The 25,191-nt window shown below is 63.2% G+C and carries 23 protein-coding genes and 1 tRNA gene; 15 read left to right on the top strand and 9 right to left on the bottom strand.

Going from position 1 to position 25,191, the window contains the following annotated elements; genetic code table 11:
• Nucleotides 1-69: 69 nt before the first annotated feature.
• The gene (locus AERO9A_RS13005) at nt 70-981 is read right to left on the bottom strand and encodes a LysR substrate-binding domain-containing protein (protein WP_159972389.1); all 912 of its coding nucleotides are present in this window, start codon (nt 979-981) and stop codon (nt 70-72) included.
• A gap of 236 nt (nt 982-1,217) precedes the next feature.
• Here AERO9A_RS13005 and AERO9A_RS13010 point away from each other — a divergent pair, with 236 nt between their 5' ends.
• Nucleotides 1,218-2,801 carry an aldehyde dehydrogenase (NADP(+)) gene (locus AERO9A_RS13010; protein WP_159972390.1) on the top strand — a complete coding sequence of 528 codons (1,584 nt, stop codon included), beginning with the start codon at nt 1,218-1,220 and terminating at the stop codon, nt 2,799-2,801.
• Between the two features lie 232 nt (nt 2,802-3,033).
• On the opposite strand, the gene AERO9A_RS13015 is transcribed toward AERO9A_RS13010, so the two are convergent.
• Nucleotides 3,034-3,339 (bottom strand): helix-turn-helix transcriptional regulator, encoded by a 306-nt coding sequence (locus AERO9A_RS13015; protein WP_159972391.1) that lies wholly within the window; start codon nt 3,337-3,339, stop codon nt 3,034-3,036.
• A 164-nt stretch (nt 3,340-3,503) separates the two neighbouring features.
• The gene (locus AERO9A_RS13020; RefSeq protein ID WP_159972392.1) at nt 3,504-4,628 is read right to left on the bottom strand and encodes an alkene reductase; all 1,125 of its coding nucleotides are present in this window, start codon (nt 4,626-4,628) and stop codon (nt 3,504-3,506) included.
• A 372-nt stretch (nt 4,629-5,000) separates the two neighbouring features.
• On the opposite strand from AERO9A_RS13020, the gene AERO9A_RS13025 reads away from it, so the two are divergent.
• Nucleotides 5,001-5,300 carry a YceK/YidQ family lipoprotein gene (locus AERO9A_RS13025; RefSeq protein WP_159972393.1) on the top strand — a complete coding sequence of 100 codons (300 nt, stop codon included), beginning with the start codon at nt 5,001-5,003 and terminating at the stop codon, nt 5,298-5,300.
• Nucleotides 5,301-5,356: 56 nt separating this feature from the next.
• On the opposite strand, the gene AERO9A_RS13030 is transcribed toward AERO9A_RS13025, so the two are convergent.
• Nucleotides 5,357-5,433, bottom strand: a tRNA-Arg gene (locus tag AERO9A_RS13030).
• A gap of 340 nt (nt 5,434-5,773) precedes the next feature.
• Here AERO9A_RS13030 and gabD point away from each other — a divergent pair.
• Together gabD and gabT are read left to right on the top strand one after the other, a co-directional pair.
• Nucleotides 5,774-7,225: an NADP-dependent succinate-semialdehyde dehydrogenase gene (gene gabD / locus AERO9A_RS13035; RefSeq protein ID WP_159972394.1), complete on the top strand. Its 1,452-nt coding sequence runs from the start codon at nt 5,774-5,776 to the stop codon at nt 7,223-7,225.
• 186 nt (nt 7,226-7,411) lie between these two features.
• Nucleotides 7,412-8,692, top strand: coding sequence for a 4-aminobutyrate--2-oxoglutarate transaminase (gene gabT, locus AERO9A_RS13040; RefSeq protein ID WP_159972395.1), 1,281 nt, complete (start codon nt 7,412-7,414; stop codon nt 8,690-8,692).
• A gap of 215 nt (nt 8,693-8,907) precedes the next feature.
• Here the strand turns inward: gabT and AERO9A_RS13045 are convergent, their stop codons facing one another.
• Nucleotides 8,908-9,801 carry a DUF1838 family protein gene (locus AERO9A_RS13045; RefSeq protein ID WP_159972396.1) on the bottom strand — a complete coding sequence of 298 codons (894 nt, stop codon included), beginning with the start codon at nt 9,799-9,801 and terminating at the stop codon, nt 8,908-8,910.
• A gap of 62 nt (nt 9,802-9,863) precedes the next feature.
• Nucleotides 9,864-10,223: a cupin domain-containing protein gene (locus AERO9A_RS13050; protein ID WP_159972397.1), complete on the bottom strand. Its 360-nt coding sequence runs from the start codon at nt 10,221-10,223 to the stop codon at nt 9,864-9,866.
• 244 nt (nt 10,224-10,467) lie between these two features.
• On the opposite strand from AERO9A_RS13050, the gene AERO9A_RS13055 reads away from it, so the two are divergent.
• Together AERO9A_RS13055 and AERO9A_RS13060 are read left to right on the top strand one after the other, a co-directional pair.
• On the top strand, nt 10,468-11,961 hold the full coding sequence (locus tag AERO9A_RS13055) for an aldehyde dehydrogenase (protein ID WP_159972398.1): 1,494 nt from the start codon (nt 10,468-10,470) through the stop codon (nt 11,959-11,961).
• The gene (locus tag AERO9A_RS13060; protein ID WP_372239679.1) at nt 11,891-13,282 is read left to right on the top strand and encodes an MFS transporter; all 1,392 of its coding nucleotides are present in this window, start codon (nt 11,891-11,893) and stop codon (nt 13,280-13,282) included. Before AERO9A_RS13055 ends, AERO9A_RS13060 begins: the two co-directional genes overlap by 71 nt.
• 6 nt (nt 13,283-13,288) lie before the next feature.
• On the opposite strand, the gene AERO9A_RS13065 is transcribed toward AERO9A_RS13060, so the two are convergent.
• The gene (locus AERO9A_RS13065) at nt 13,289-14,743 is read right to left on the bottom strand and encodes a PLP-dependent aminotransferase family protein (RefSeq protein WP_159972400.1); all 1,455 of its coding nucleotides are present in this window, start codon (nt 14,741-14,743) and stop codon (nt 13,289-13,291) included.
• A gap of 168 nt (nt 14,744-14,911) precedes the next feature.
• Here AERO9A_RS13065 and AERO9A_RS13070 point away from each other — a divergent pair, with 168 nt between their 5' ends.
• Nucleotides 14,912-15,145: a DUF1127 domain-containing protein gene (locus AERO9A_RS13070; RefSeq protein WP_159972401.1), complete on the top strand. Its 234-nt coding sequence runs from the start codon at nt 14,912-14,914 to the stop codon at nt 15,143-15,145.
• 138 nt (nt 15,146-15,283) lie between these two features.
• On the opposite strand, the gene AERO9A_RS13075 is transcribed toward AERO9A_RS13070, so the two are convergent.
• The gene (locus AERO9A_RS13075; protein ID WP_159972402.1) at nt 15,284-16,585 is read right to left on the bottom strand and encodes an FAD-binding oxidoreductase; all 1,302 of its coding nucleotides are present in this window, start codon (nt 16,583-16,585) and stop codon (nt 15,284-15,286) included.
• A 243-nt stretch (nt 16,586-16,828) separates the two neighbouring features.
• On the opposite strand from AERO9A_RS13075, the gene AERO9A_RS13080 reads away from it, so the two are divergent.
• Nucleotides 16,829-17,182 (top strand): YkgJ family cysteine cluster protein, encoded by a 354-nt coding sequence (locus AERO9A_RS13080; RefSeq protein ID WP_159972403.1) that lies wholly within the window; start codon nt 16,829-16,831, stop codon nt 17,180-17,182.
• A gap of 19 nt (nt 17,183-17,201) precedes the next feature.
• Here AERO9A_RS13080 and dadR read toward each other — a convergent pair whose 3' ends face one another.
• Complete coding sequence (dadR, locus tag AERO9A_RS13085; protein WP_159972404.1) at nt 17,202-17,690, bottom strand: transcriptional regulator DadR; 489 nt, start codon at nt 17,688-17,690, stop codon at nt 17,202-17,204.
• Nucleotides 17,691-17,846: 156 nt separating this feature from the next.
• Between dadR and dadA the strand changes: the two genes are divergently transcribed.
• From dadA to AERO9A_RS13120, 7 genes are all read left to right on the top strand, one after another.
• The gene (gene dadA / locus AERO9A_RS13090; protein WP_159972405.1) at nt 17,847-19,145 is read left to right on the top strand and encodes a D-amino acid dehydrogenase; all 1,299 of its coding nucleotides are present in this window, start codon (nt 17,847-17,849) and stop codon (nt 19,143-19,145) included.
• Nucleotides 19,146-19,184: 39 nt separating this feature from the next.
• Nucleotides 19,185-19,532, top strand: coding sequence for a RidA family protein (locus tag AERO9A_RS13095; RefSeq protein WP_017361197.1), 348 nt, complete (start codon nt 19,185-19,187; stop codon nt 19,530-19,532).
• 124 nt (nt 19,533-19,656) lie between these two features.
• The gene (gene alr, locus AERO9A_RS13100) at nt 19,657-20,730 is read left to right on the top strand and encodes an alanine racemase (protein ID WP_159972406.1); all 1,074 of its coding nucleotides are present in this window, start codon (nt 19,657-19,659) and stop codon (nt 20,728-20,730) included.
• Between the two features lie 105 nt (nt 20,731-20,835).
• Nucleotides 20,836-21,384, top strand: coding sequence for a cupin domain-containing protein (locus AERO9A_RS13105; RefSeq protein WP_159972407.1), 549 nt, complete (start codon nt 20,836-20,838; stop codon nt 21,382-21,384).
• 113 nt (nt 21,385-21,497) lie between these two features.
• Entirely contained in the window at nt 21,498-21,920 is a 423-nt protein-coding gene (locus AERO9A_RS13110) for a cytochrome c5 family protein (protein WP_159972408.1), read from the top strand.
• A 435-nt stretch (nt 21,921-22,355) separates the two neighbouring features.
• A complete protein-coding gene (locus AERO9A_RS13115; protein WP_159972409.1) occupies nt 22,356-23,723 on the top strand; it encodes a glutamine synthetase family protein in 1,368 nt (455 codons plus the stop codon).
• A 130-nt stretch (nt 23,724-23,853) separates the two neighbouring features.
• Nucleotides 23,854-25,170 (top strand): FAD-binding oxidoreductase, encoded by a 1,317-nt coding sequence (locus tag AERO9A_RS13120; RefSeq protein ID WP_159972410.1) that lies wholly within the window; start codon nt 23,854-23,856, stop codon nt 25,168-25,170.
• The last annotated feature ends 21 nt before the right edge of the window (nt 25,171-25,191 follow it).

Below are 25,191 nucleotides of genomic sequence, written 5' to 3' on the forward strand. Positions count from 1 at the left end.
CTTCGCTCTACCCAGGCTACGGTGCTACAGGCTGCCCTGTGGGAGGCGCTTCAGCGGCGACGCTTGCGACTACGACTGCCGACTGTACATCCGGCATTCGGCCAGCAGCGCTAGCAGGTTGGGGTCGCGCTCTTTGGCCTTGAGGAACACCACGCCGATATGCTGCTGCAGGTGGTACTTGGCCTGCAGCGCGATGAGCTTCACGCGGTTTTCGTACACCGCCGCCACGCGCCCCGGCAGCAGGGCATAGCCGACGCCGGAGCTGACCATGCTGAGCAGGGTGAAGATGTCTTTGACCTGCATCGCCACCTTGGGCTCGAACCCCGCCTGTTGGAACACCCGCTCACCGTCGCGAAAGGTGGCGTAGCCCTGGGTCAGGGTGATGAAGGTCGAATCGCGCAGGTCGGCCAGATCCACTTCGGCATGCTCGGCGAAGGGGGAGTCGTTGGGCACGGCGAGAAAGATATCGTCGGAAAACAGCGCCAGTTGCTCACAATCCTGATCGCTGGTGCTGTCGTCGAGGGACACCAGAATGGCGTCCAGCTCCATGTTCTTGAGCTTGTACAGCAGGTCGACGTTGGAGCCGAGGATCAGGTCGATGTTCAGCTCGCTGCGCCGCAGCTTCAGGCCCATGATCAGTTGCGGCACGGTTTTCACCGTCAGCGAGTAGAGCGCGCCGAGCTTGAAACGCTCGGCACCGAAGCCCGCTGCCTCGCGGGTCAGGCGCACCATGTCCTGGGCATCCTGAATCAGCTTCTGCGCCTTTTCTTCCAGCACATAGGCGCTTTCCAGCGGGATCAGGTTGCGCCCCTCGTGCTTGAACAGCGGACAGCGCAGCGCGCTTTCCAGCGAGTGGATGGCGCGGTGTACGCTGACGTTACTGGTCTGCAGTTCACTGGCAGCGCGCGCCAGATTGCCGCTGCGCATGAAGGCCAGGAAGACCTCCAGTTTCTTCAGCGTCAGTTCTTCATCGATCAGCATGGGTTGGTCCTTCTCCAGCGATGGCCGATTGTGCCGCATTTGGCTGCGCTGGCGGGGTGGATCCGTTGGGTATGCTACATCTGTCGATTGTTGCTGTCGGAGGGGGACAAATGCCGTGGTTGTCACTTATCATACGTCCGACAACTGCGCAGGCGGTTGCGAATCCCGGCACTGCCGCCGGGCCTCATTCATTGTCCTCGGGGCGACGTCGTTGTCCCACCTGACAGGAGAACGCCATGCTGAGTCTGACTGGCCACAATTACATCGGTGGTGAGCGCCGCGCCGCCGGCACCGTCGAGCACAAGAGCCTCGACGCCAGCAGCGGTGAAGCGCTGCCTTACACCTTCATCCAGGCTACACCCGAAGAAGTCGACGCCGCTGCCCAGGCCGCCGCCGCTGCTTACCCGATCTACCGCAACCTGTCGGCGGTACGCCGCGCCGAGTTCCTCGAAGCCATCGCTGACGAACTCGATGCCCTCGGCGACGAGTTCGTTGCCCTGGTCTGCAGCGAAACCGCACTGCCTGCCGCCCGTATCCAGGGCGAGCGTGGCCGTACCAGCGGCCAGATGCGCCTGTTCGCCAAAGTGCTGCGCCGTGGCGACTTCTACGGTGCGCGTATCGACCGTGCCCTGCCGGATCGTCAGCCGCTGCCGCGCGTCGACCTGCGCCAGTATCAAATCGGTGTCGGCCCGGTTGCCGTATTCGGTGCCAGCAACTTCCCGCTGGCCTTCTCCACCGCTGGCGGTGATACCGCATCGGCCCTGGCTGCCGGTTGCCCGGTGGTGTTCAAGGCCCACAGCGGCCACATGGCTACGGCTGAGTGCGTCGCTGACGCGATCATCCGTGCGGCGGATAAAACCGGCATGCCCAAGGGCGTGTTCAACATGATCTTTGGCGGCGGTGTCGGCGAGATTCTGGTCAAGCACCCGGCCATCCAGGCCGTCGGCTTCACCGGTTCGCTCAAAGGTGGTCGTGCCCTGTGTGACATGGCGGCTGCGCGCCCGCAGCCGATCCCGGTGTTCGCCGAGATGTCCAGCGTCAACCCGGTGGTCGTCCTGCCAAGCGCCCTGAAGGTGCGCGGCGCGACCGTGGCCAAAGAGCTAGCCGCTTCGGTGGTGATGGGCTGTGGCCAGTTCTGCACCAACCCTGGCCTGATCATCGGCATTCGCAGCGCCGAGTTCAGCGAGTTCGTTGCCGGGCTGAGCGACGCCATCGCCAGCCAGCCCGCGCAAACCATGCTCAACGCCGGTACTCTGCGTAGCTACGTCGGTGGTGTGGCTGCGCTTAAAGCACATGCCAAGGTCAGCCATCTGGCGGGCAACGAGCAAGCGGGTAACCAGGCGCAGCCGCAACTGTTCAAGGCTGATGTGAGCATGCTGCTCGAAGGCGATCACCTGCTGCAGGAAGAAGTCTTCGGCCCGACCAGCATCGTCGTCGAAGTCGCCGACAGCGCCGAGCTGACCCGTGCCCTGCAGAGCATGCACGGCCAACTGACGGCCACCTTGATCGCCGAGCGTGATGACCTGAGCGCTTTCCGCGACCTGCTGCCGCTGCTGGAAGTCAAAGCTGGCCGTGTGCTGCTCAACGGCTACCCGACTGGCGTGGAAGTGTGCGATGCCATGGTGCATGGCGGCCCGTACCCGGCGACCTCCGACGCCCGTGGCACTTCGGTCGGCACCCTGGCGATCCACCGCTTCCTGCGTCCGGTGTGCTACCAGAACTACCCGGACGAAGTGCTGCCAGAAGCCCTGCAAGACGCCAACCCGCTGGGCATCCAGCGTCTGGTCGACGGCGTGCATACGCGTGATGCGCTGAACTGAGCAAAACGCTCATATGAATAATGCCGCATACCCTTATTGCGGCATTCTTCAAGGCGGTGCCTCGGCACCGCCTTTTTTATTGCGTGTTGCACCTCAATAACCCCGTCGAAACACGCTCCGCGTCTCGATGCGCGGAAACTAAGATGCCATGGCGGCATAGCGTCCACGCAATCTCGTGCACTACAGGCTGGCGCGCTCATGCCGTGCATGAGCGTGAGGCGTCTGGCATTCGCTAGATCTTGCCCTGTAGCGCCTTGATGAAGGCATCGATGTTTTCATCATGGCGTTTGTAGTAAGTCCACGGGCCAATTCGCTGCGAAGTCACCAGGCGCGCGCGCTGCAACGCGGTGAGGTACAGCGACGTAGTGGACTGGGAAAGACCCGTACGCGCCTGAATGATGCTGACGCACACCCCCACAGTCTCCGGGTCGACCTCCTGCTCGGGGAAGTGGGTTCTGGGATCCTTGAGCCAATTGAGGATGTCGAGGCGCATCGGGTTCGCCAAGGCCTTGAGGGCTTCGTTGACATCAATGTTCATGGGGGTGGGCACCTGTTTTTCGCGATATCGCGATATCCTCCATCTCCGCGCGAAGAATTGGAAGACCTGCAGCACAGCCTCAACGCTACACCGAGCCACTGCCATTCTGTTCAGCCATTGTGCAGTGAGCCGCGCCCAGACCTGCAGGGCGCGGCTGCAATGGTTCAGGCGCGATAGGCAGGGTAGTCGGTATAGCCCTGCTCGGTGCCTCCATACATGGTGTGCGGGTCAACGGGGTTGAGTGGCCAACCGTTGGCGATACGTTCGGGCAGGTCAGGGTTGGCGATGAACGGGCGACCAAAGGCGATCAAATCCCCCCAGCCAGCCTCGATGGCGCGCTCGCCGCGCTCGGCGGTGTACTTTCCGGCATACAGAATCCTGCCGCTGAAGACCTTGCGCACATCCTGGCGAAAATTCTCCGGCAGTTCTGGGGCGTTATCCCAGTCGGCCTCGGCCAACGATAGATAGGCAATGCCGATCTGCTCAAGCACCTTCACCGCCTCGACATAGGTGCGGTGAGGGTCTTCCTCGACCAGCCCGAGGTAGACGCGATCCTCGTCCGTGGTTGCAAACAGCGGAGCGAAACGCACGCCCAGGCGTTCTTTGCCGACCACCTCGGCAACGGCCTCGGTGATCTCACGCAAGAAGCGCAGACGGTTGTGCAACGAGCCGCCATATTCGTCGCTGCGCCGATTGCTGTGCGCGGAGATGAACTGATTCACCAAGTAGCCGTTCGCGCAGTGCAACTCCACGCCATCGAAACCGGCCTCCAGGGCATTGCGCGCAGCCTGGGCGTAGAGCTGCACCAGCTCCTTGACCTCGGCGGTGGTCAACTCACGCGGCATCGACGGCTCCGCCAATGCCCCCGCGCCAGGCCCTGTTTCGATGAACACCTTGACGCTGTCGGCGCGGATCGCCGAAGGCGCTACCGGCGCTTGGCCGCCTGGCTGCAGCGAGGTGTGCGAAACGCGGCCTACGTGCCAGAGCTGAGCGAAAATCACCCCGCCTTCGGCATGCACCGCCTCGGTGACCTTGCGCCACCCGGCAATCTGCTGCGCACTGTGAATGCCCGGCGTCCACGCATAGCCCTGGCCGCGCGGCTCGATCTGCGTGCCCTCGGTCACCATGAAACCGGCACCGCTGCGCTGTTGGTAATAGGTGGCCATCAGATCGTTCGCGATATTGCCGGGCTGCGAACTGCGAGAGCGCGTGAGCGGCGGCAGCACAATGCGGTTTTTCAGCGTGTAGGGGCCTAACTGGGCGGTCTTGAACAGTGCGGATTGCTGCATGTTGCGTACCTGCATATCTAGAATATTCGATTCATTTGACTGGGCTTATGCCTCAAAGCGTCAGAGCGCGCTGTCGGCGCAGGCGTCTGTTATCTGCTGAGCTGTGTCAGGACGTCGTCAAGGCTATTGAACATATTTAGATATGTCAATGTTTGGTTGTTGCATGACTCGCAACACATCGCCCGAGACGCCCCAATCTGGGTAGTGTGCCAAGCGCACTGCTAAATGGTGCTAGCCGCCGATGTCGAGCGGCGAATAGGGTGACTCGCGGCACAGTCTGCACGGTGCAAGGTGGGCTGTGGTTGTGGGCTGAAATTGAGATGCGTACCCTGCGCAGCGGCCGGGATGGCCTAACCAGAAAAAGGACTTTTCATGCGCGAACGTATTGCTCGAATCCTCGCCCTTGGCGTATTGCTCTGCACACTTACCGGCTGCGGCACGCTATTTGGGCGCGCCGCCAGCAGCACCTCAGGCCCTGATTACTACCGTGGCACGGCCCACGATTTCGGTCTGTTGTTCGGCTCCGAGAGACTCAATCGTGGCTATTTCCCGGCCACGCTCTGGTGTTGGGCATCTGTAGCCTGCCCCATCCTCACCCTGTACTCACTGCCAGCGGACATCGTCGTCGACACCGTTGCGCTGCCGTACGACATCTATCAGGTACACAACTGAACCGCGTCTGCAGAAACCAAAAGGCCCCAGGTTTTCACCTGGGGCCTTTCACTATCTGGCGCATCCGGCGGGATTCGAACCCACGACCCCTGCCTTCGGAGGGCAGTACTCTATCCAGCTGAGCTACGGATGCGTTGCGGGGCGCAATCATACGCATGTCGGCGGTTAGCGTCCATCGTGCATAAGTGTTCATTATTCAGAACGCACTTTACACTTTTAGACGGTATTGGGGCCCGTTCGCGAAGTTTTGGCCATTCTTTCAGGGTTTTTTACCCGATACCTATTGCCCTTTATCGATGCCGCTCCTAGGATTCGTTTGAGATTTCAAACGCGGTGTTCAGCCGTTTAGAACCCTTCGCCCATTCGTCGCTCTGAATTTATTACCCGGCCCGCGTAGCGCCCCCAGGCGCTGCGTGGATTGCGCTCATGACTCCACCCCGACGCCTGGGCGTCGGTATTTGAAGGAGACCGCCATGCAACTGAAAGATGCCCAACTGTTCCGCCAGCAGGCCTATATCGATGGTCAGTGGTCGGATGCCGATAGCGGCCAGACCATTGCCGTGAACAACCCGGCGACTGGCGAGATCATTGGTTCCGTTCCCAAGATGGGCCGCGCGGAAACCCGTCGCGCCATCGAGGCTGCCGAGAAGGCGTTGCCGGCCTGGCGTGCGCTGACCGCCAAGGAGCGCGCGAACAAGCTGCGTCGCTGGTTCGAACTGCTGATGGAAAACCAGGATGACCTGGGCCGTCTGATGACCCTGGAGCAGGGCAAGCCACTGGCCGAGGCCAAGGGTGAGATCGCCTACGCCGCCTCCTTTATCGAGTGGTTCGCCGAAGAAGCCAAGCGCGTCTACGGTGACGTGATTCCGGGTCACCAGCCGGACAAGCGCCTGATCGTCATTAAGCAGCCAATTGGCGTCACCGCTGCCATCACGCCGTGGAACTTCCCGGCGGCGATGATCACCCGCAAGGCCGGGCCGGCGTTGGCCGCCGGTTGCACCATGGTCATCAAGCCGGCTTCGCAAACGCCATTCTCCGCCCTGGCGCTGGTTGAGCTGGCCGAGCGCGCCGGCATTCCGAAAGGCGTGCTGAGCGTGGTCACCGGTAGCGCCGGTGAAGTGGGTGGTGAGCTAACCGGCAACCCCATCGTGCGCAAGCTGAGCTTCACCGGTTCGACCGAAATCGGTCGCCAGTTGATGGCTGAATGCGCCCAGGACATCAAGAAGGTGTCGCTGGAGCTGGGCGGCAACGCGCCGTTCATCGTCTTCGATGACGCTGATCTGGACGCTGCCGTCGAAGGCGCGCTGATCTCCAAGTTCCGTAACAACGGTCAGACCTGCGTATGCGCCAACCGCATCTATGTGCAGGACGGTGTTTACGACGCCTTCGCCGAGAAGCTCAGCGCCGCCGTGGCCAAGCTGAGTATCGGCAACGGTCTGGAAGATGGCGTGACCACTGGCCCGCTGATCGATAGCAAGGCGGTTGCCAAGGTGCAGGAACACATCGAGGACGCCGTTTCCAAGGGCGCCAAGATTGCCCTGGGCGGCAAGGCACATGCCTTGGGTGGCACCTTCTTCGAGCCGACCATTCTGGTCGATGTGCCGAAAAATGCTGCCGTGGCTAAGGAAGAGACTTTCGGCCCGCTGGCGCCGCTGTTCCGCTTCAAGGACGACGCTGAAGTGATCGCCATGGCCAATGACACCGAGTTCGGCCTGGCCTCCTACTTCTACGCCCGCGACCTGGGCCGCGTGTTCCGCGTGGCCGAAGCGCTGGAGTACGGCATGGTGGGTATCAACACCGGCCTGATCTCCAACGAAGTGGCGCCGTTCGGTGGCGTCAAGGCGTCCGGCCTGGGCCGTGAAGGCTCCAAGTACGGGATCGAGGATTACCTAGAGATCAAGTACATGTGCCTCGGTGGCATCTGATTCGGAAATCCGCTGATTTCCAAGACGGGGCAAGGTGCGAAAGAGCGTACGGCGCCCCGGTTGTAAGCCGTAACCCTATTGAGTCCTTGGTGGCCCAGTTCAGTCGATCATCGCATGCTGAACTGACCCACCACCGGGGGCATTCATCCTTCAACCGAGCCGCCCGATGACGGCCAAGAGGACACCATGAGCAAGACCAACGAATCCCTGCTGCAACGTCGCCAGGCCGCTGTACCGCGCGGCGTCGGCCAGATCCACCCGATTGTCGCCGAGCGCGCCGAGAACGCCACCGTGTGGGACGTCGAAGGCCGCGAGTACATCGACTTCGCCGGCGGTATCGCGGTATTGAACACCGGCCACCTGCACCCGAAGGTGATCGCTGCCGTTCAGGAGCAACTGACCAAGCTGACCCACACCTGCTTCCAGGTGCTGGCGTACGAGCCCTACATCGAGCTGTGCGAAGAAATCGCCAAGCGCGTACCGGGCGACTTCGCCAAGAAGACTCTGCTGGTCACCTCCGGCTCCGAAGCCGTCGAAAACGCCGTGAAGATCGCCCGTGCCGCCACCGGCCGTGCCGGCGTGATCGCCTTCACCGGCGCCTACCACGGCCGCACCATGATGACCCTGAGCCTGACCGGCAAGGTCGTACCTTACTCCGCCGGCATGGGTCTGATGCCTGCAGGTGTGTACCGCGCCCAGGCGCCGTGCCCGCTGCATGGTGTGAGCGAGGACGAGTCCATCGCCAGCATCGAGCGCATCTTCAAGAACGACGCGCAGCCGCAGGATATCGCCGCCATCATCATCGAGCCGGTGCAGGGCGAGGGTGGTTTCTACGTCAACTCGCCTGCGTTCATGCAGCGCCTGCGCGCCCTGTGCGACCAGCACGGCATTCTGCTGATCGCTGACGAAGTGCAGACTGGCGCTGGCCGTACCGGCACCTTCTTCGCCACCGAGCAACTGGGCGTGGTGCCGGATCTGACCACCTTCGCCAAGTCCGTTGGCGGCGGCTTCCCGATTTCCGGCGTGTGCGGCAAGGCCGAGATCATGGACACCATCGCCCCCGGCGGCCTGGGCGGCACCTACGCGGGCAGCCCGATTGCCTGCGCCGCGGCCTTGGCCGTGCTCAAGGTGTTCGACGAAGAGAACCTGCTGGCGCGCTCCAACGACGTCGGCGAGAAGCTCAAAGCCGGCCTGAGCAAGATTGCTGAGAAGCACAAGGTGATCGGTGACGTGCGCGGCCTGGGTTCGATGGTCGCCATCGAGCTGTTCGAGGGCGGTGACGTGCACAAGCCGGCTGCCGAGCTGGTGGGCAAGATCGTTGCCCGTGCTCGCGAGAAGGGCCTGATCCTGCTGTCGTGCGGCACCTACTACAACGTCATCCGCTTCCTGATGCCCGTCACCATTCCTGACGCGCAACTGGAAAAAGGCATCGCCATCGTCGCCGAGTGCTTCGACGAGCTGGCCTGAGTCGTTCCTGCCGTACCTGCGCCCGTGGCTCACTAGGCCGGGCGCATCTGAGACCCGCCTTGTGCGGGTCTTTTTTCATGAGCGTTCGTTGATTGCCAGCCTCTGAAGCCTCCCTGGTAGGGCGGGTGAAACCCGCCACTTTCGCCATGGCGGGTTGCACCCGCCCGACGGGATTGTGTCGTGGCTTACCAGGCAGGGCGCATCTGAGAGCTGTCTTACTCGTGGTTGCGCTTGGCCTGGCGCTGGGCATCGATCATCTGTTTGGCGACTGTCCAACTGGTGGCGTTGGGGCGTGTATCGTCCAGCGCCGGTGGGTTGGCGTACTCTGGGTAGTCGCGGGTGATGGCGTCGCGCAGCACCATTGGCAGAGCATCGACACCGGCGACGCTCTGCCCCATGGCGTTGAACACCATCAGCCCTGGGCGGCTGCCCATCTGCATGAACGGTAACCACGGGGCGATACGCACCCAGGCCAGGGCTGCGTTGGCGCTGGCCTGGCTGCGGTCGAGCAGGGTGGCGCGGTCGGCGACGAAGTCGAAAATCTCCATCGCGTGATAGTGATTGCCCACATACTCCGGGTAGTCGCCGGCCAGCGGGTTGGGGTAGAACAGTGGAATCTCGCTGGGGGCGAATACACGCTCGCCCTGTTCGCGGAAGGCAAATGGGAAGGGGCGCCCTTGGGCGTCACGCTCGAAGAACGGCGGCAGGTTCACCGGGTCGTTGGCCACGTGCATCACGCTCACCTCACGGCCTATCCAGGGGTTGTGCCAGGTCTGCAATGGCTGCCCGCTGGTGGGGTCGAGGTAGAGCATCAATTCGCGCGATACCAGGCGAAAGCCTGTGCCGCGCTCGGCGTCGTGCAGTGTGCCGCACTGGCGCACGTTCATGCCCTCGACCTTGAACAGCAGGCGATCACGCTCGCCCTCGATGCGCGACCAGACCTGGCCACTCCAGTGGAAGGTGACCGCCTGGCTATCGTGCAGTGAGCCATGCACCTTGCGCAGCGCCAGGAGCGCGTCGGCAGGTTGGGCAAGGTTCAGGGGGGCGTGTGTTGCGTCGATCATCAGGCCGGCTCCGGTGGCATTGAGCGCGCCAGTGTATGCCAGCATGGGCGCGCTGAGCATGCCCCATCAGCCTGCCAAGCGCGCGGCCGCAGCAAGCGTTCGGGAACTTACTGGGCCTCAAAGATCACATAAACCTTACGGCACGCTTCGAGCACTTCCCAGGTGCCGGAAAAACCGGCAGGAATCACGAAACGGTCGCCCGCGCGTACCGTCTTGGCGTTGCCCTCGGCATCGCGCAGCACGGCAACGCCCTGGAGAATTTCGCAGTATTCGTGCTCGCTGTAATTCACCGTCCATTGCCCCGCGGCGCCTTCCCAGACGCCGCTGCTGAACTGGCCGCAGGGGCTGCTGTAGTGGTTGCGCACGTTCTGCTCAGGGTCGCCCTTGAGCACCTTTTGCGGGGCTGGGCGATAGTGTTCGGCGACCGTTACGGCCTGGGCGAAGTCGACGATCTGCTCAATGTTCATCTGGCTTTTCCGGGGGAGAGAGTGGCCTGCCGGAGGTGTTGGCAGGAGTCGATTCACAGCAGTCTATGTGTGGAAAAATGAACATGACAAGGGTGATTCTGTTGCTTTTGTCAAAAATATTGAAAACCTTCGTGTCGCTGGTTTAGTGTGGCGCACAGGCTTGGGCCAGCACGCTGGCCTCGCGAACTTTTTGCCGGTGCTGCCTGCGTGGCGCCGCCGAACCTTATATAGAGAGGATGCTGCAATGACCGATCTGACCCGCGCTGACTGGGAGCAACGTGCTCAGGCCCTGACCATCGAAACCCGTGCCTTCATCCACGGCGAGTACCGTGCGGCGGACTCCGGCGCTACCTTCGATTGCATCAGCCCGGTCGATGGCCGGGTGCTGGGTCAGGTCGCTAGCTGTGACCTCGCCGACGCCGAGCTGGCGGTCAGGGACGCTCGCGCCACGTTCGACTCGGGCGTGTGGTCGCGTATGGCGCCGGTGCAGCGCAAGAAAATCATGATTCGCTTCGCCGACCTGATCGATGCTCACGGCGAAGAGCTGGCCCTGCTGGAAACGCTGGATATGGGCAAGCCGATCAGCGATTCGCTGAATGTCGACGTCCCCAATGCCTCGCGCGCCATCCGCTGGAGCGGCGAGGCCATCGACAAGATCTATGACGAAGTGGCAGCCACCGCGCATGATGAATTGGGTCTGGTCACGCGTGAGCCGGTGGGCGTGGTCGCGGCCATCGTGCCGTGGAACTTCCCCCTGTTGATGACCAGTTGGAAGCTTGGCCCGGCGTTGGCCACCGGTAACTCGGTGATCCTCAAGCCCTCAGAGAAATCGCCGCTGACCGCCATTCGCCTGGCCCAACTGGCCATCGACGCGGGTATCCCGGCTGGCGTATTCAACGTCCTGCCGGGCTTCGGCCACACGGTGGGCAAAGCGCTGGCCCTGCATATGGATGTCGATACCCTGGTGTTCACCGGTTCGACCAAGATCGCCAAGCAACTGATGATCTACGCTGGCGAATCGAACATGAAGCGCGTCTGGCTGGAGGCCGGTGGCAAGAGCCCGAACATTGTCTTCGCCGACGCACCAGACCTCAAGGCTGCCGCCGAGGCTGCCGCCAGCGCCATCGCCTTCAATCAGGGTGAAGTCTGCACTGCCGGTTCGCGCCTGTTGGTGGAAAACGCCATCAAGGAGCAGTTCGTGCCCATGGTGGTCGAGGCCATCAAGACCTGGAAAGCGGGCAACCCGCTGGACCCAGCCACCAACGTCGGCGCGTTGGTCGACACCACCCAGATGAACAACGTGCTGAGTTACATCCAGGCCGGCCACGAAGACGGCGCCAAACTGGTGGCTGGCGGTAATCGCGTGCTGGAAGAAACCGGCGGCACCTACGTTGAGCCGACCATCTTCGATGGTGTGAACAACGCCATGCGTATCGCCAAGGAAGAAATCTTCGGCCCGGTGCTGTCGGTGATCGGCTTTGATGACGAGGCCGATGCCGTGGCCATCGCCAACGACACCATCTACGGCCTGGCGGCCGGCATCTGGACCAGCAACCTGTCGCGCGCCCATCGCGTTGGCCGCGCGGTGCGGGCCGGCAGCGTATGGATCAACCAGTACGATGGCGGCGACATGACCGCGCCGTTCGGCGGCTTCAAGCAGTCCGGCAATGGCCGCGACAAGTCGCTGCACGCCTTCGACAAGTACACCGAGATCAAGGCCACCTGGATCAAGCTCTGAACAGCGGCTTCAGGCCGCCGGTCACGGCGGCTATCCAACTGCGGCTGGGCTTCCACGGGGAGTCCAGCCGCTTTGCTTCCACGAATATGGACAGTTGGCGCTCACCCATGCGTTGGCGAGTGTGCGGCGCCGCTCGCTAAGCAGTACCGTGACGACAAGGAATCTGGTAATGCGTTGGGGTACCTATTTCGCCGTCTGCGCGGCGGTCATCAGCATCGGCTTGGCGCTGGGGGTGACCATGCCGCTGGTGTCGCTGCGCCTGGAAAGCTGGGGCTACGACTCCTTCGCCATCGGTGTGATGGCCGCGACACCCGCTGTGGGCGTACTGCTCGGTGCTTCGTTGGCCGGGCGCCTGGCGGCGCGCCTTGGTACGACACCTTTGATGCAGCTCTGTTTGCTGTTGGGGGCGCTGTCGCTTGCGGGGTTGGCGCTGGTGCAGAACTACGCCATGTGGCTGGTGCTGCGTTTGTTCATCGGCGTGGCACTGACGGTGGTGTTTATCCTCGGTGAAAGCTGGATCAACCAGATCGCCGTGGAAAAGTGGCGCGGGCGTCTGGTGGCGCTGTATGGCACCGGTTATGCGCTCAGCCAACTGAGCGGGCCGCTGCTGCTCAGCGCTCTGGGCACCAGCACCGATCTGGGTTTCTGGACGGGCGTGGGGCTGCTGATCGGGGGCTCGCTGATGCTGCTCGGGCGCAGCGGTGCACCGCAGGTGGACGCGCACAGTGCCACCGGGCGAGGGCTGTCGGTGTTCTGCCGTACGCTGCCGGCGATTGCCTGGGCGGTGATGCTGTTCGCTGCCTTCGAGGCGATGATGCTGACCTTGTTGCCGATCTATGGCCTGCGTCAGGGCTTCACTCAGGAGGTGGCGTTGTTGATGGCCAGTGTGGTGGTGGTCGGCGATGCCGCGCTGCAACTGCCCATCGGCTGGTTGGCTGATCGTCTGTCGCGGCAGAGGCTGTTCCGCGCTTGTGGACTGGCACTGTTGCTGTCGAGCCTGGCGATTCCGCTGGCGCTGCACACGCCGTTGATCTGGCCGCTGTTCGTCGCCTTTGGCGCCAGCGCCGGTGGCCTGTTCACCCTGTCGCTGATCATCATTGGCGAGCGCTACCGTGACGATGAACTGGTGCGGGCCAATGCCCATGTCGCTCAGCTCTGGGGGCTCGGTTGCCTGGTCGGGCCTTTGCTCACTGGTGCTGTGAGCCAGTGGCTGAGCGGCCATGCCCTGCCGCTGATGATGGCGGCAGGCGCGCTGGTGTTTATCGTGCTGGCCGGGCGGCCCGGTGCTTTCAGCGATGGTGTGGCGGTCACGCGCGGCTGAGGCCGTTCAGCGCCAGAGCCCCTGGTCCTGGGTCTGATCCAGCTCGCTCTCGGCGATCAGCTCGGTGATGCTCGTGCCGATCTGGCGGATGGCCGCCTCAAGCTCCGCGCTGTATGGCTCGGCGTAGTTCAGGCGGATGCAGTTGCGGTACTTGCCTGCGGCGGAAAAGATGCTGCCAGGCGCCACCCGCAGTTTGTATTCGGCCAGGCGCCGGTTCAGGCGCAGGCTGTCGAAGCCTTGCGGCATTTCCACCCAGAGCATGAAACCGCCTTGCGGCTGGCTGACGCGCGTGCCCGGCGGGAAGTAGCGGCTGACCCAGTCGGTCATCTGTTGGCGGCTACGGGCGTAGAGCTTGCGCATTTGCCGCAGGTGCGGCTGGTAGAACCCCTCGCGCAGGAACTCGGCAATGGCTAGCTGGGGCAGTTGAGCGCTCTGTCCGGTGCCCATGTACTTCATGTGCAGCACTTGCTGCAGGTAGCGCCCTGGCGCGATCCAGCCGATGCGCAGGCCCGGCGCCAGCGTCTTGGAGAAGGAGTTGCACAGCAGCACGCGGCCGTCCTCGTCGAATGACTTGATGCTGCGTGGGCGCGGGTAGTGGTAGGCCAGGTCGCCGTAGATATCGTCCTCGATGATTGCCACATCGAAGCGCTGCGCCAGCGCCAACAAGGCGCGCTTATTGGCCTCGGGCATGATGTAGCCGAGCGGGTTGTTGCAACTGGGGGTGAGCTGAATAGCCTTGATCGGCCACTGCTCCAACGCCATCTCCAGGGCCTCCAGGCTGATCCCGGTGAGCGGGTCGGTGGGCAGTTCCAGCGCCTTGAGGCCAAAGCCCTTGAGCACCTGCATGACGCCGTGGAAGCTCGGCGAATCCACCGCAACGATATCGCCGGGCTGGCAGATTGCACGCAGCGCCGTCGACAGCGCTTCGTGACAACCAGTGGTGATGACGATGTCTTCGGCGGCCAACTGGCAGCCGGAGTCCAGTGCCAGGCGGGCGATTTCCTGGCGCAGGGTGATCTCGCCCTCCACCGCGCCGTAACTCAGCTCGCGCAGGCCTTGCCGCCTGCTCAGGCGAGACAGGCTGCGCAGCAGCGGCTTGAGCGTCGGCGAGCTGATGTCAGGAATGCCGCGGCTGAGTTGCAGGGTTTCGCCATAGACCGGCTCGCTGACCAGCTCCAGTACCTGCTCCCACTGCGACACTTCCACCGGCCGCTGCGGCGCACGGCTGATCCGCGGCAGCTCCGGCTGCTGACGCCCGTGGGTGACGAAGTAGCCGGACTTGGGCCGTGGCGTGGCCAGGCCCTGATCCTCCAGTTGGCGATAGGCCTGCTGCACGGTGCTGAGGCTGACGCCGTGCTCCTGGCTGAGCGCGCGTACCGACGGCAGGCGTTCGCCTGGGCGGAACAGCCCCTGCTCGATACGCGCGGCCAGCTCTTCGGCGAGATTCAGGTAAAGCGTCATGGAATGCCTCGATAGACGGGGTGCGACCAGTACAGATTGCGCTAAGAGTGACGATTCAGATGGAAATAAGCGCTTTCTGTATGGAGTTAATAGAGATTTTTTGAATCTGTCATGGTTTTTCTCGCGGGTGCATTCTGGTTTCCCATGAGCGCACCAGGAGGAAAAATCATGCGCGGGATCGACGAGGTAGGCAGAGGCGCGGGCGGTATCGCCCTTGAACCGCAATCGCAGAGCGGCGTTGCACCCGCCCGCATTGCTCGTGACTGGTCGACCTTCTGGCGCCGCCTGCGCACCCGTCGCCCTCTGCTGAATATGAGCGACGAAGACTTGGCCGATGTCGGCCTGACCCGCGCACAAGCCGAGCGCGAGGCGCGCATGCCGTTCTGGAAAATGCTTCCTTAGTGCTGATGAGTGAGCGGCGCTGCTGCCGATCCTTAGGCTGGGTTAGCAGCGCTGAGCACCGCTCTGGCAGACCACGCACAGGCTGGTGCGCGCGTAACCCACCAGTCGGCCTGTCAGGCGGTGTCGCCAAGCCCCCGCTTACAACACTTCCTTCAGCCGATGCCAGAGCATGCCCAGCGCCAGCAGCGGTGAGCGCAGATGCTTGCCGCCAGGGAAGGTCATGTGCGGCACCTTGGCGAACAGCTCGAAACCGCCGCCGACCTGGCCTGCGATGGCTTCGCCGAGCAGCTTGCCTGCCAGGTGCGTGGCGTTCACACCATGGCCCGAGTAAGCCTGGGCGTAGAACACGTTGGGCTGATCCTGAAGTCGACCGATCTGCGGCAGGCGGTTGGCGCCAATGCCGATCATCCCGCCCCACTGGTAGTCGATGCGGGCGTTGGCCAGTTGTGGGAACACCTTGAGCATCTTGGGCTGCATATAGGCCGCGATGTCTGCTGGGTCGCGCCCGGAGTAATGACAGGCACCGCCGAACAGCAGGCGACGGTCGGCGGAGAGGCGGTAGTAATCCACCGTCACGCGTTGGTCGCACAGCGCCATGTTCTGCGGAATCAGTTGCCGCGCCTGCTCTTCAGGCAGCGGCTCGGTGGCGATGATGTAGCTGCCAGCCGGTAGCACTTTGCCGCCCAGTTGCGGGTTCAGCCCGTTGAGGTAGGCATTGCAGGCCAGCACCAGCGTAGTGGCGCGCACCTGTCCGCTTGCCGTGTGCACGCGCACTTCGCTGCCGTAATCGATACGGGTGACGACCGAGTCCTCGAACAGTTGCACGCCCAGCGACTGCGCCGCCGCCGCCTCACCGAGCGCCAGGTTGAGCGGGTGTAGGTGCCCGGAGCCGCTGTCGATCATAGCGCCGTGGTAATTGTCGGAGCCGACCACCTCGTGCACGCGCTCCTTGGGGATCAGGCGCAGTTCGTGGCGGTAGCCGAGGCTTTCCAACTCGGCCTTGTCGGCGGCGAAGTCATCGAGATGGGCGGGCTTGTTGGCCAGGTCGCAGTAGCCCCAGGTCAGGTCGCAGTCGATCTGGAACTGCGCCACGCGCGCACGGACGATCTCCACCGCTTCCAGGCCCATCAGCTTGAACTGGCGCACGCCTTCTGTGCCGACCACCGATTCGAATTGCTCGACGCCATGGCCGACACCGCGAATCAGTTGCCCGCCGTTGCGCCCGCTGGCGCCCCAGCCGATTTTATTGGCCTCCAGCAGGGCCACGCTGAGCCCCTTCTGCGCCAGTTCGATGGCCGTGTTCAAGCCGCTGAAGCCGCCACCGACCACGCACACATCGACCTTCACCTCGTCTTGTAACGACGGGTAGGCCAACTGGCGATTGACGCTGGCGGCATAGTAGGACGCGGCATGCTGAGGCGGGCGAACGCGGGCGTTCATGTGCGAAATCCTGAATTGGTGTGTGGAAAATTCAACGCAGAATAAGCGCGCAATCCTTCTCGCGCCAAGAGATAGGCGGAAAAAAGCAGGCTGCCTCCGCTCATGGTGCCGTGGTCTGTCGCCGCTGAAGCGCTTCCCACAGGGCGTGCTGGGCTTTGTGGGAGGGGCTTTAGCCGCGACTTGAGGTGTCTGAGCGAATGGCCTGGCAGTAAACTGGCCGCCATCACTTCAGGATGCCCAGCCATGAGTTGCACCGACCGCAAGATCGACCACCTGCGCCTGCAGATTCCGCGCTTCGATTGCGTGCCGGGTTGTCACGACTGCTGTGGGCCGGTCACCGCCTCGTCCGAAGAGCTGGCGCGCCTGCCGGTGAAAAGTGACGCCGAACACGACGCGGCGCTGGCCGAATACAACTGTGTGCATCTGGGGCCCAATGGCTGCGAGGTGTATGACCAGCGCCCGCTGATCTGCCGTCTGTTTGGCACCACGCCGAATCTGCCATGCCCCCATGGGCGCAGGCCGGAGCAACCCATCGAGCCGGCGGTGGAGCGCCAGGTGCATCGCCTGATCGCCACGACGCGGCAGCGGTTGGTGTAGGACGCGCACGGCATGCGCCTCACTCCGGCACCGGCAGGGCCAGCGATTCCTTCACCTCTTCCATGACGATATAGCTCTTCGACTCGCGCACATGCGGCAGCTTGAGCAGGATGTCGCCGAGCAGCTTGCGGTAGCTGGCCATCTCGTTGATGCGCGCTTTGACCAGATAGTCGAAGTCACCGGACACCAGGTGGCACTCCAGCACGTGCGGCAGCTTGAGCACGGCGCGGCGGAATTCCTCGAAGGTGTCGCCGGACTTGTAGTCCAGGCTGATCTCGACGAACACCAGCAGGCTGGCCTTGAGGTTCTGCGGGTTGAGGCGGGCGTGGTAGCCCATGATGATGCCTTCGCGCTCCAGGCGGCGTACGCGTTCGGTACAGGGCGTGGTCGACAGCCCCACGCGCTCGCCCAGTTCGGTGAAACTGATGCGCCCATCCTCCTGCAGGATACGGAGGATGTTGCGGTCGATCTTGTCCAGTTCACGACGGCTTTGATGCTGGGTTCTCATGGGGAATCCGCCTCTGTAAAACGGCTTTTTGCCGAGAATTCTCGCCAAATATAACCGTGCATATGGTGAAAAGCACTGCATGGCTCTTTCTATACTGCGCCCATCTACAACAGTGGCCTGTAACGCACGCGCCATAGGCGCGGCGGGGAGAAAAACATGCGTGTTCTGGTTCTCGGCAGCGGTGTGATTGGTACCGCCAGTGCTTACTACCTCGCCCGTCAGGGCTTCGAGGTGGTGGTGGTCGACCGCCAGGATGGCCCGGCTTTGGAAACCAGTTTTGCCAACGCTGGCCAGGTTTCTCCCGGCTACGCTTCGCCCTGGGCTGCCCCTGGCGTGCCGCTCAAAGCCATTAAATGGTTGCTGCAAAAGCACGCGCCCCTGGCGATCAAGGCCACTGGCGATGTTGACCAGTACCTGTGGATGGCGCAGATGCTGCGCAACTGCACCGCCAGCCGCTATGCGATCAACAAGGAGCGTATGGTGCGCCTGTCCGAGTACAGCCGCGACTGCCTTGATGAGCTGCGCGCCGAGACCGGCATCGGTTATGAAGGCCGTCAGCTTGGCACCACTCAACTGTTCCGCACCCAGGCCCAGGTCGATGCCGCCGCCAAGGACATCGCTGTGCTGGAAGCCTCCGGCGTGCCGTTCGAGCTGCTTGACCGCGATGCCATCGCCCGCGTTGAACCGGCCCTGGCTGGCGTCAAACACAAGCTGGCCGGTGCCCTGCGCTTGCCCAACGATCAGACTGGCGACTGCCAGATGTTCACCACCAAACTGGCGGACATGGCCAAGGCGCTCGGCGTCGAATTCCGTTTCGGCCAGAACATCCAGCGCCTGGACGCCGTGGGCGACCGCATTAACGGTGTATGGGTCGACGGCAAGCTGGAAACTGCCGACCGTTATGTGCTCGCCCTCGGCAGCTACAGCCCGCAACTGCTAAAGCCGCTGGGTGTTCGTGCGCCGGTTTACCCGCTCAAGGGTTATTCGCTGACCGTGCCGATCGTCAACGCCGAGATGGCGCCTAAGTCGACCATTCTCGACGAGACCTACAAGGTCGCCATTACCCGTTTCGACAACCGCATCCGTGTCGGCGGCATGGCCGAGATTGCCGGCTTCGACCTGTCGCTCAATCCGCGTCGCCGCGAAACCCTGGAGATGATCACCGCTGACCTGTATCCCGAGGGTGGTGACCTGCAACGCGCCGACTTCTGGACGGGCCTGCGCCCGGCCACGCCCGATGGCACCCCGATCGTCGGCGCCACCGCCTACCGCAACCTGTTCCTCAACACCGGCCACGGCACCCTGGGTTGGACCATGGCCTGCGGTTCCGGTCGTCTGCTCGCCGACCTGATGGCCAACAAGCGTCCGCAGATCAGCGCCGACGGCCTGGATATCTCGCGCTACTCGCGCAATATCCGTGAGGCGCATGGCGCGCCGCAGCCGCTGCGTACCTGATAGGCTGCGCCATCCCGTCATTCAAGGAGTTTTACCCCCATGTCGATTCAGCGCCTGCATGTGGCCAAACGCTACAGCGAAGTGGTGATCCACAACGGCACGATTTACCTCGCTGGCCAGTTGGCCGACGACTTCGACGGTGACATCCGCGAGCAGACCCGCCAGACCCTGGCCAACATCGACAAGATGCTGGCCGAGGGTGGTAGCGACAAGAGCAAGATCCTCTCGCTGACCATCTTCATCAAGGACATGGCCGACTACGACGGCCTCAATGCCGAGTACGACGCCTGGGTTGCCGATGGCCATGCGCCGGCCCGCGCCTGCGTCGAGGCGAAGATGTACAAGCCCGAAGTGCTGGTGGAAATGTGTGTGGTGGCTGCTGTCTAAGGCGCCACCGGTAGACCTTGCAAGCGTTTACGCCCGGCATTTTGGCCGGGCTTTTTACATCGCGAACCATTCCCGGATTGCATCCGGGCTACGAAACCAGCGAAGCAGTGAGAGATAGCGAACCATGCGTCCGGCCCGTGCCCTGATCGACCTCAATGCCCTGCGTCACAACTACCAACTGGCCCGCGAGTTGAGCGGCGCGCGTGCCCTGGCGGTGGTCAAGGCCGATGCCTATGGGCATGGTGCGGTACGCTGTGCGCAGGCACTGGAGGCTGAGGCCGATGGTTTCGCCGTGGCCTGTATCGAAGAGGCGCTGGTGCTGCGCGAGGCGGGGATTCGCGCGCCGATCCTGCTGCTCGAAGGCTTCTTCGAGGCCGACGAGCTGGCGCTGATCGATCAGCATGACCTGTGGTGCGTGGTGCATGCCCAGTGGCAGATTGAGGCCATCGAACAGGCTCCGCTCGGCAAGCCGCTCAACCTCTGGCTCAAGCTGGATTCCGGCATGCACCGCGTTGGTCTGTACCCTGCCGAATACCAGGATGCCTACCGTCGCCTGCTGGCCAGCGGCAAGGTCAGCAAGATCGTGCTGATGAGTCATTTCGCCCGCGCCGACGAGCTCGATTGCGCGCGCACCAGCGAGCAACTGACGGTGTTTCAGCAAGCGCGCGAAGGCCTGGCCGCCGAAGTCAGCCTGCGTAATTCCCCCGCGCTGCTGGGCTGGCCAGAGGTGCCTAGCGACTGGGTGCGCCCTGGCATCATGCTGTATGGCGCCACCCCATTCGAAGAGGCGCAGGAACAGGCCGCGCGCTTGCGTCCGGTGATGACTTTGGAGTCGAAGGTCATCAGCGTGCGTGAACTGCCAGCCGGTGAACCGGTGGGCTATGGCGCGCGCTTTATCGCCGAGCGCCCGACCCGCGTTGGCGTGGTCGCCATGGGCTATGCCGACGGCTACCCACGGCATGCGCCAAGCGGTACGCCAGTTGCGGTGGATGGCCAACTGACGCACCTGATCGGGCGGGTGTCGATGGACATGCTTACCGTCGATCTCACCGATCTGCCGCAGGCGGGCCTGGGCAGCCGCGTCGAACTCTGGGGCAAGCAGGTGCTGGCCAGTGATGTGGCCACGGCAGCAGGCAGCATTCCCTACCAGCTCTTCTGCAACCTGCGTCGGGCGCCGCTGCACTATAGCGGCGGCTGACCCCGCGCCTGTAGGAGAGTCTGCACGCCACTGTTGTAAATTCCGAACGCTATGCCATGATACGGACACTTTTCCGCATCCACCCCCTTAGGGAGGGCACCAGCATTGGACGTCGGCGTTCGCCTGCAATCGATTCGTAAGCTCAAAGGTCTATCCCAGCGTGAACTCGCCAAGCGTGCGGGCGTCACCAACAGCACCATCTCGATGATCGAGAAGAACAGCGTCAGCCCCTCCATCAGCTCGCTGAAAAAGGTGCTCAGCGGTATCCCCATGTCTCTGGTGGAATTCTTCTCCCTCGATCTGGAGCAGGAGAATCAGATTCAGGTGGTTTACCGGGCCGCCGAGTTGACCGACATCTGCAGCGGCGCCATCACCATGAAGCTGATCGGCAAGGCTCATCCGAGCCGCGCCATTGCCTTTCTCGACGAAACCTACCCGGCGGGCTCCGACACCGGTGATGACATGTACGCCCACGAAGGTGAAGAGGCCGGCATGTTGGTCGAGGGTCGCCTGGAACTGACCGTGGGCAATGAAGTGTTCATCCTTGAGGCCGGCGACAGCTACTACTTCGAAAGCAGCAAACCACACCGTTTCCGCAATCCCTTCGATGTGCCCGCGCGACTGATCAGCGCAACCTCTCCGGCTAATTTTTGATCAATAACCCTGCGGCAATATGGGTTGTTCCGAGTCGTGCGGCTAAAGGCTATACTGGCCGCCGCTCGCGAAACCGTGGCCGCGGGCGTGACTAGCCACGAAGAGGGTGTACCGTGAATCTGATGAAGAAAATGCTGGCAGCGCCTGCTGTCGTATTGGCCCTGTGGGCAGTGACTGCTCAGGCCACGACCGATGACGCCATTGCCGAACGCCTCAAGCCTGTGGGCGAGGTGTGCGTGATGGGCCAGGAGTGCAAAGGCGTGGGAACTGTCGCCGCAACTGCTGGCGGTGGCGCGCGTACCCCGGACGACATCATTGCCAAGCACTGCAACGCCTGCCATGGCACCGGTGTGCTGGGTGCGCCGAAAATTGGCGACACCGCTGCCTGGAAAGAGCGCGCAGACCACCAGGGCGGCCTCGATGGCATCCTGGCCAAGGCCATTTCCGGCATCAACGCCATGCCGCCGAAAGGCACCTGCGCCGACTGCTCCGACGACGAGCTGCGCGCCGCGATCCAGAAAATGTCCGGTCTGTAAGCCCAGCGCTTGCGAAAAGAGCCGTCTGCAAGGACGGCTTTTTTGTGCCTGGCATTCCACGCTATGAGGTGCGATTGTTTAGTCGGCCTTTATCCGAGTGTCTGTAAAACCCGATTTAACGCACGTCAAACCCTGTGCGACGCTGCCAAGCCATGATCTCCCTGGCCTGCCAAGTCCATGTCACGCTCTACCGCGCCCCGGCGCGGCGGCGCTTGTTGGAGCGGCTTAACCCGCTGCTGACGATCATCCTCGCATTCTGGGCGCTTTGGCACTGTCGCCATGCGCGCCCCCCGGACGCCGTGCCCGCCCGCTGACTTTCGATGGCTGCGCCATGCCCGCAGCCACGCCTATCACTTTGTCTGCCTGTGCAACCTGTTCGAGCATCGAACGGGCCGTGCGGACACCGAGCGCCCAACGGGCGCAAGCGAGCGCAACATGACGACTTTTGCCCCCGCGCAGGAAGCTCAGGACTTTCTGGCGAACAATCCTGATATCGAACTGATCGAGCTGTTCATTCTCGACGCCAACGGTGTGCCGCGCGGCAAGCTGCTGCACCGTGAGGAATTGCTGGCGCTGTACCAGAGTGGCCGACCGCTGCCGAGCACCATGCTTGGCCTGTCCATCCAGGGGGAGGATGTCGAGGACACTGGCCTGGTCTGGGAGGTGGGCGATATCGACTGCCGTGCCTATCCGCTGTCCGGTAGCCTGGTGCGCCTGCCCTGGCGGCAGATCCCGACCGCCGCCGTGCAGGTGTCGATGCACCCGAGCGAAGGTCTGCCGGCCACCCCGGCTGACCCGCGCCAGTTGCTGATCCGCGTGATTGAGCAGCTCGAAGCCGAGGGGTATTACCCGGTGATGGCCTGCGAGCTGGAGTTCTACCTGCTCGACCAGAAGCGTGACGCCGAGGGCCGCCCGCAGGCAGCGCTGGATGCCGATGGCGGCCGTCCATGGCAAACCCAGGTCTACGGCCTGCGCGAGCTGGAGCAGATCGAACCCTTCCTGCGTGATCTCTATGCCGCCTGCAAGGCGCAGGGCATCCCCGCGCGCACGGCAATTTCCGAATACGCCCCCGGCCAGGTGGAAATCACCCTGGAGCACGGCCCGGTGTTGGCGGCGATGGATCAGGCGGTGCGTTACAAGCGCCTGGTCAAGGGTGTGGCGCACCGCCACGGCATGCAGGCCTGTTTTATGGCCAAGCCGTTCGATCACCTGGCTGGCACTGGCATGCACATGCACGTCAGCCTGGCCGATGCGCAGGGCAACAACCTCTTCGCCAGTGAAGATCCGGCTGGCACGCCGCTGCTGCGCCAGGCGGTCGGCGGCATGCTCGCCAGCCTACTCGATTCGTTGCTGCTGTTCTGCCCCAACGCCAACTCCTACCGGCGCTTCCAGGCCAACAGCTACGCGCCGCTGGCTTTGAGCTGGGGGGTGGACAACCGCACCGTCAGCCTGCGCGTGCCGGGTGGGCCCGCCAATACCCGCCACGTCGAACACCGTATCTGTGGCGCCGACGCCAACCCTTACCTCGCCGCCGCCGCGATCCTTGCCGGGATTCACCGTGGTATTCGTGATCGCCTCGACCCCGGCGCGCCAATCGAAGGCAATGGTTACGCCCAGGCCACGGAATATCTGCCGACCCAGTGGTCGGCGGCGATTCAGGCGCTGGAGCAGTCCAGTTGGGCGCGCGATGCCTTTGGCGACGATTTCCTCAAGGTGTATCTCGCGGTCAAGCGTGCCGAGTACCGCCAGTTCATGGGTGAGGTTGGCGAGCAGGATTGGCGCTGGTACCTGAGTAACGCCTGAAGGCCCTTATCTGAGGAAGTCGCGGCTGAAGCCCCTCCCACAGAGCGGGGGATTTTGGGTGCTCCCTGTGGGAGGGGCTTTAGCCGCGACAATAGATTCATCGGTGCAAATGCCCCCCCAAGGACATGCTATGAACGCGATCAAGCAACCCGTCAAACCCGCCGCCGAGCGCGCGCCTTCCTACTACTCGGCCTCGCTCAATTTCGAGAGCGACTACCCGACCCTGCAGGGCAGTGTAACCGTCGACGTGGCCATCATCGGCGGTGGTTTCACCGGTATTGCCACGGCGGTGGAGCTGGCCGAGCGTGGCCTCAAGGTGGCCGTGGTGGAAACCCACAAGGTCGGCTGGGGCGCCAGCGGGCGCAACGGCGGCCAGGTCACCGGCAGCCTGTCCGGCGACGAGGCCATGCGCAAGCAGATGCGCAACACGCTGGGCGACGAGGTGGACGACTTCATCTGGCACTTGCGCTGGCGTGGCCACGAGATCATCAAGAGCCGCGTGGCCAAGTACGGCATCGCCTGCGACCTCAAGCACGGCCACCTGCATACGGCGATGAAAGCCAGCCATATGGACGAGCTCAAGGCCTCCTTTGAGGAAGCGCTGCGCCGTGGCATGGAGGCCGATGTCACCCTGCTCGACGCTACCGGCGTGCGCGCTCAACTGGGTAGCGACCTGTACTGCGGCGCGTTGAAGAACACCCGCAATATGCACCTGCACCCGCTCAACCTGTGCCTCGGCGAGGCCAAGGCCGCCGAAAGCCTGGGTGCGTTGATCTTCGAACATTCCGAGGTGCTGGATATCGTCCACGGCCCGCGTCCGGCGGTGGTCACCACGGGCGGGCGCATCGAGGCCAAGCAGGTGCTGCTGGCCGGTGACGTCTACCACAAGCTGGAGCGGCGCAAGCTCAAGGGCATGATCTTCCCGGCCATGGGCGGCATCGTCACCACCGCGCCGCTGGGCGCCGAGCTGATCGCGGCGATCAACCCCTTTGACCTGGCGGTGTATGACTGCCGCTTCGTGCTCGACTACTACCGCCTCACCGGCGATGGCCGCCTGCTGTTCGGCGGCGGCGCCAACTACTCCGGGCGCGATTCACGCGATATCGCCGGGGAGCTGCGCCCGTGCATCGAGCGCACCTTCCCGCAGCTCAAGGGCGTGCCGATCGACTTCCAGTGGAGCTGCGCCATGGGCATCGTGATGAACCGCATCCCGCAACTGGGCAAGCTGTCGAGCAATGTCTGGTACTGCCAGGGCTACTCCGGTCACGGTGTGGCGACCACGCACATCATGGGCGAGATCATGGCCAAGGCCATCACCGGCGATCTGGAGCAGTACGACACCTTCGCCGCCTGCAAACACATCAAGGTGCCGCTGGGTGATCAGCTCGGCAACCCGATGTTGGCAGCAGGGATGTGGTACTACCAGATGCTGGAGAAGTTGCGTTGAGTTGCACGGAGCACAGCCAGG

The organism is Pseudomonas sp. 8Z (assembly GCF_902506535.1).
Lineage (GTDB): Bacteria > Pseudomonadota > Gammaproteobacteria > Pseudomonadales > Pseudomonadaceae > Aquipseudomonas.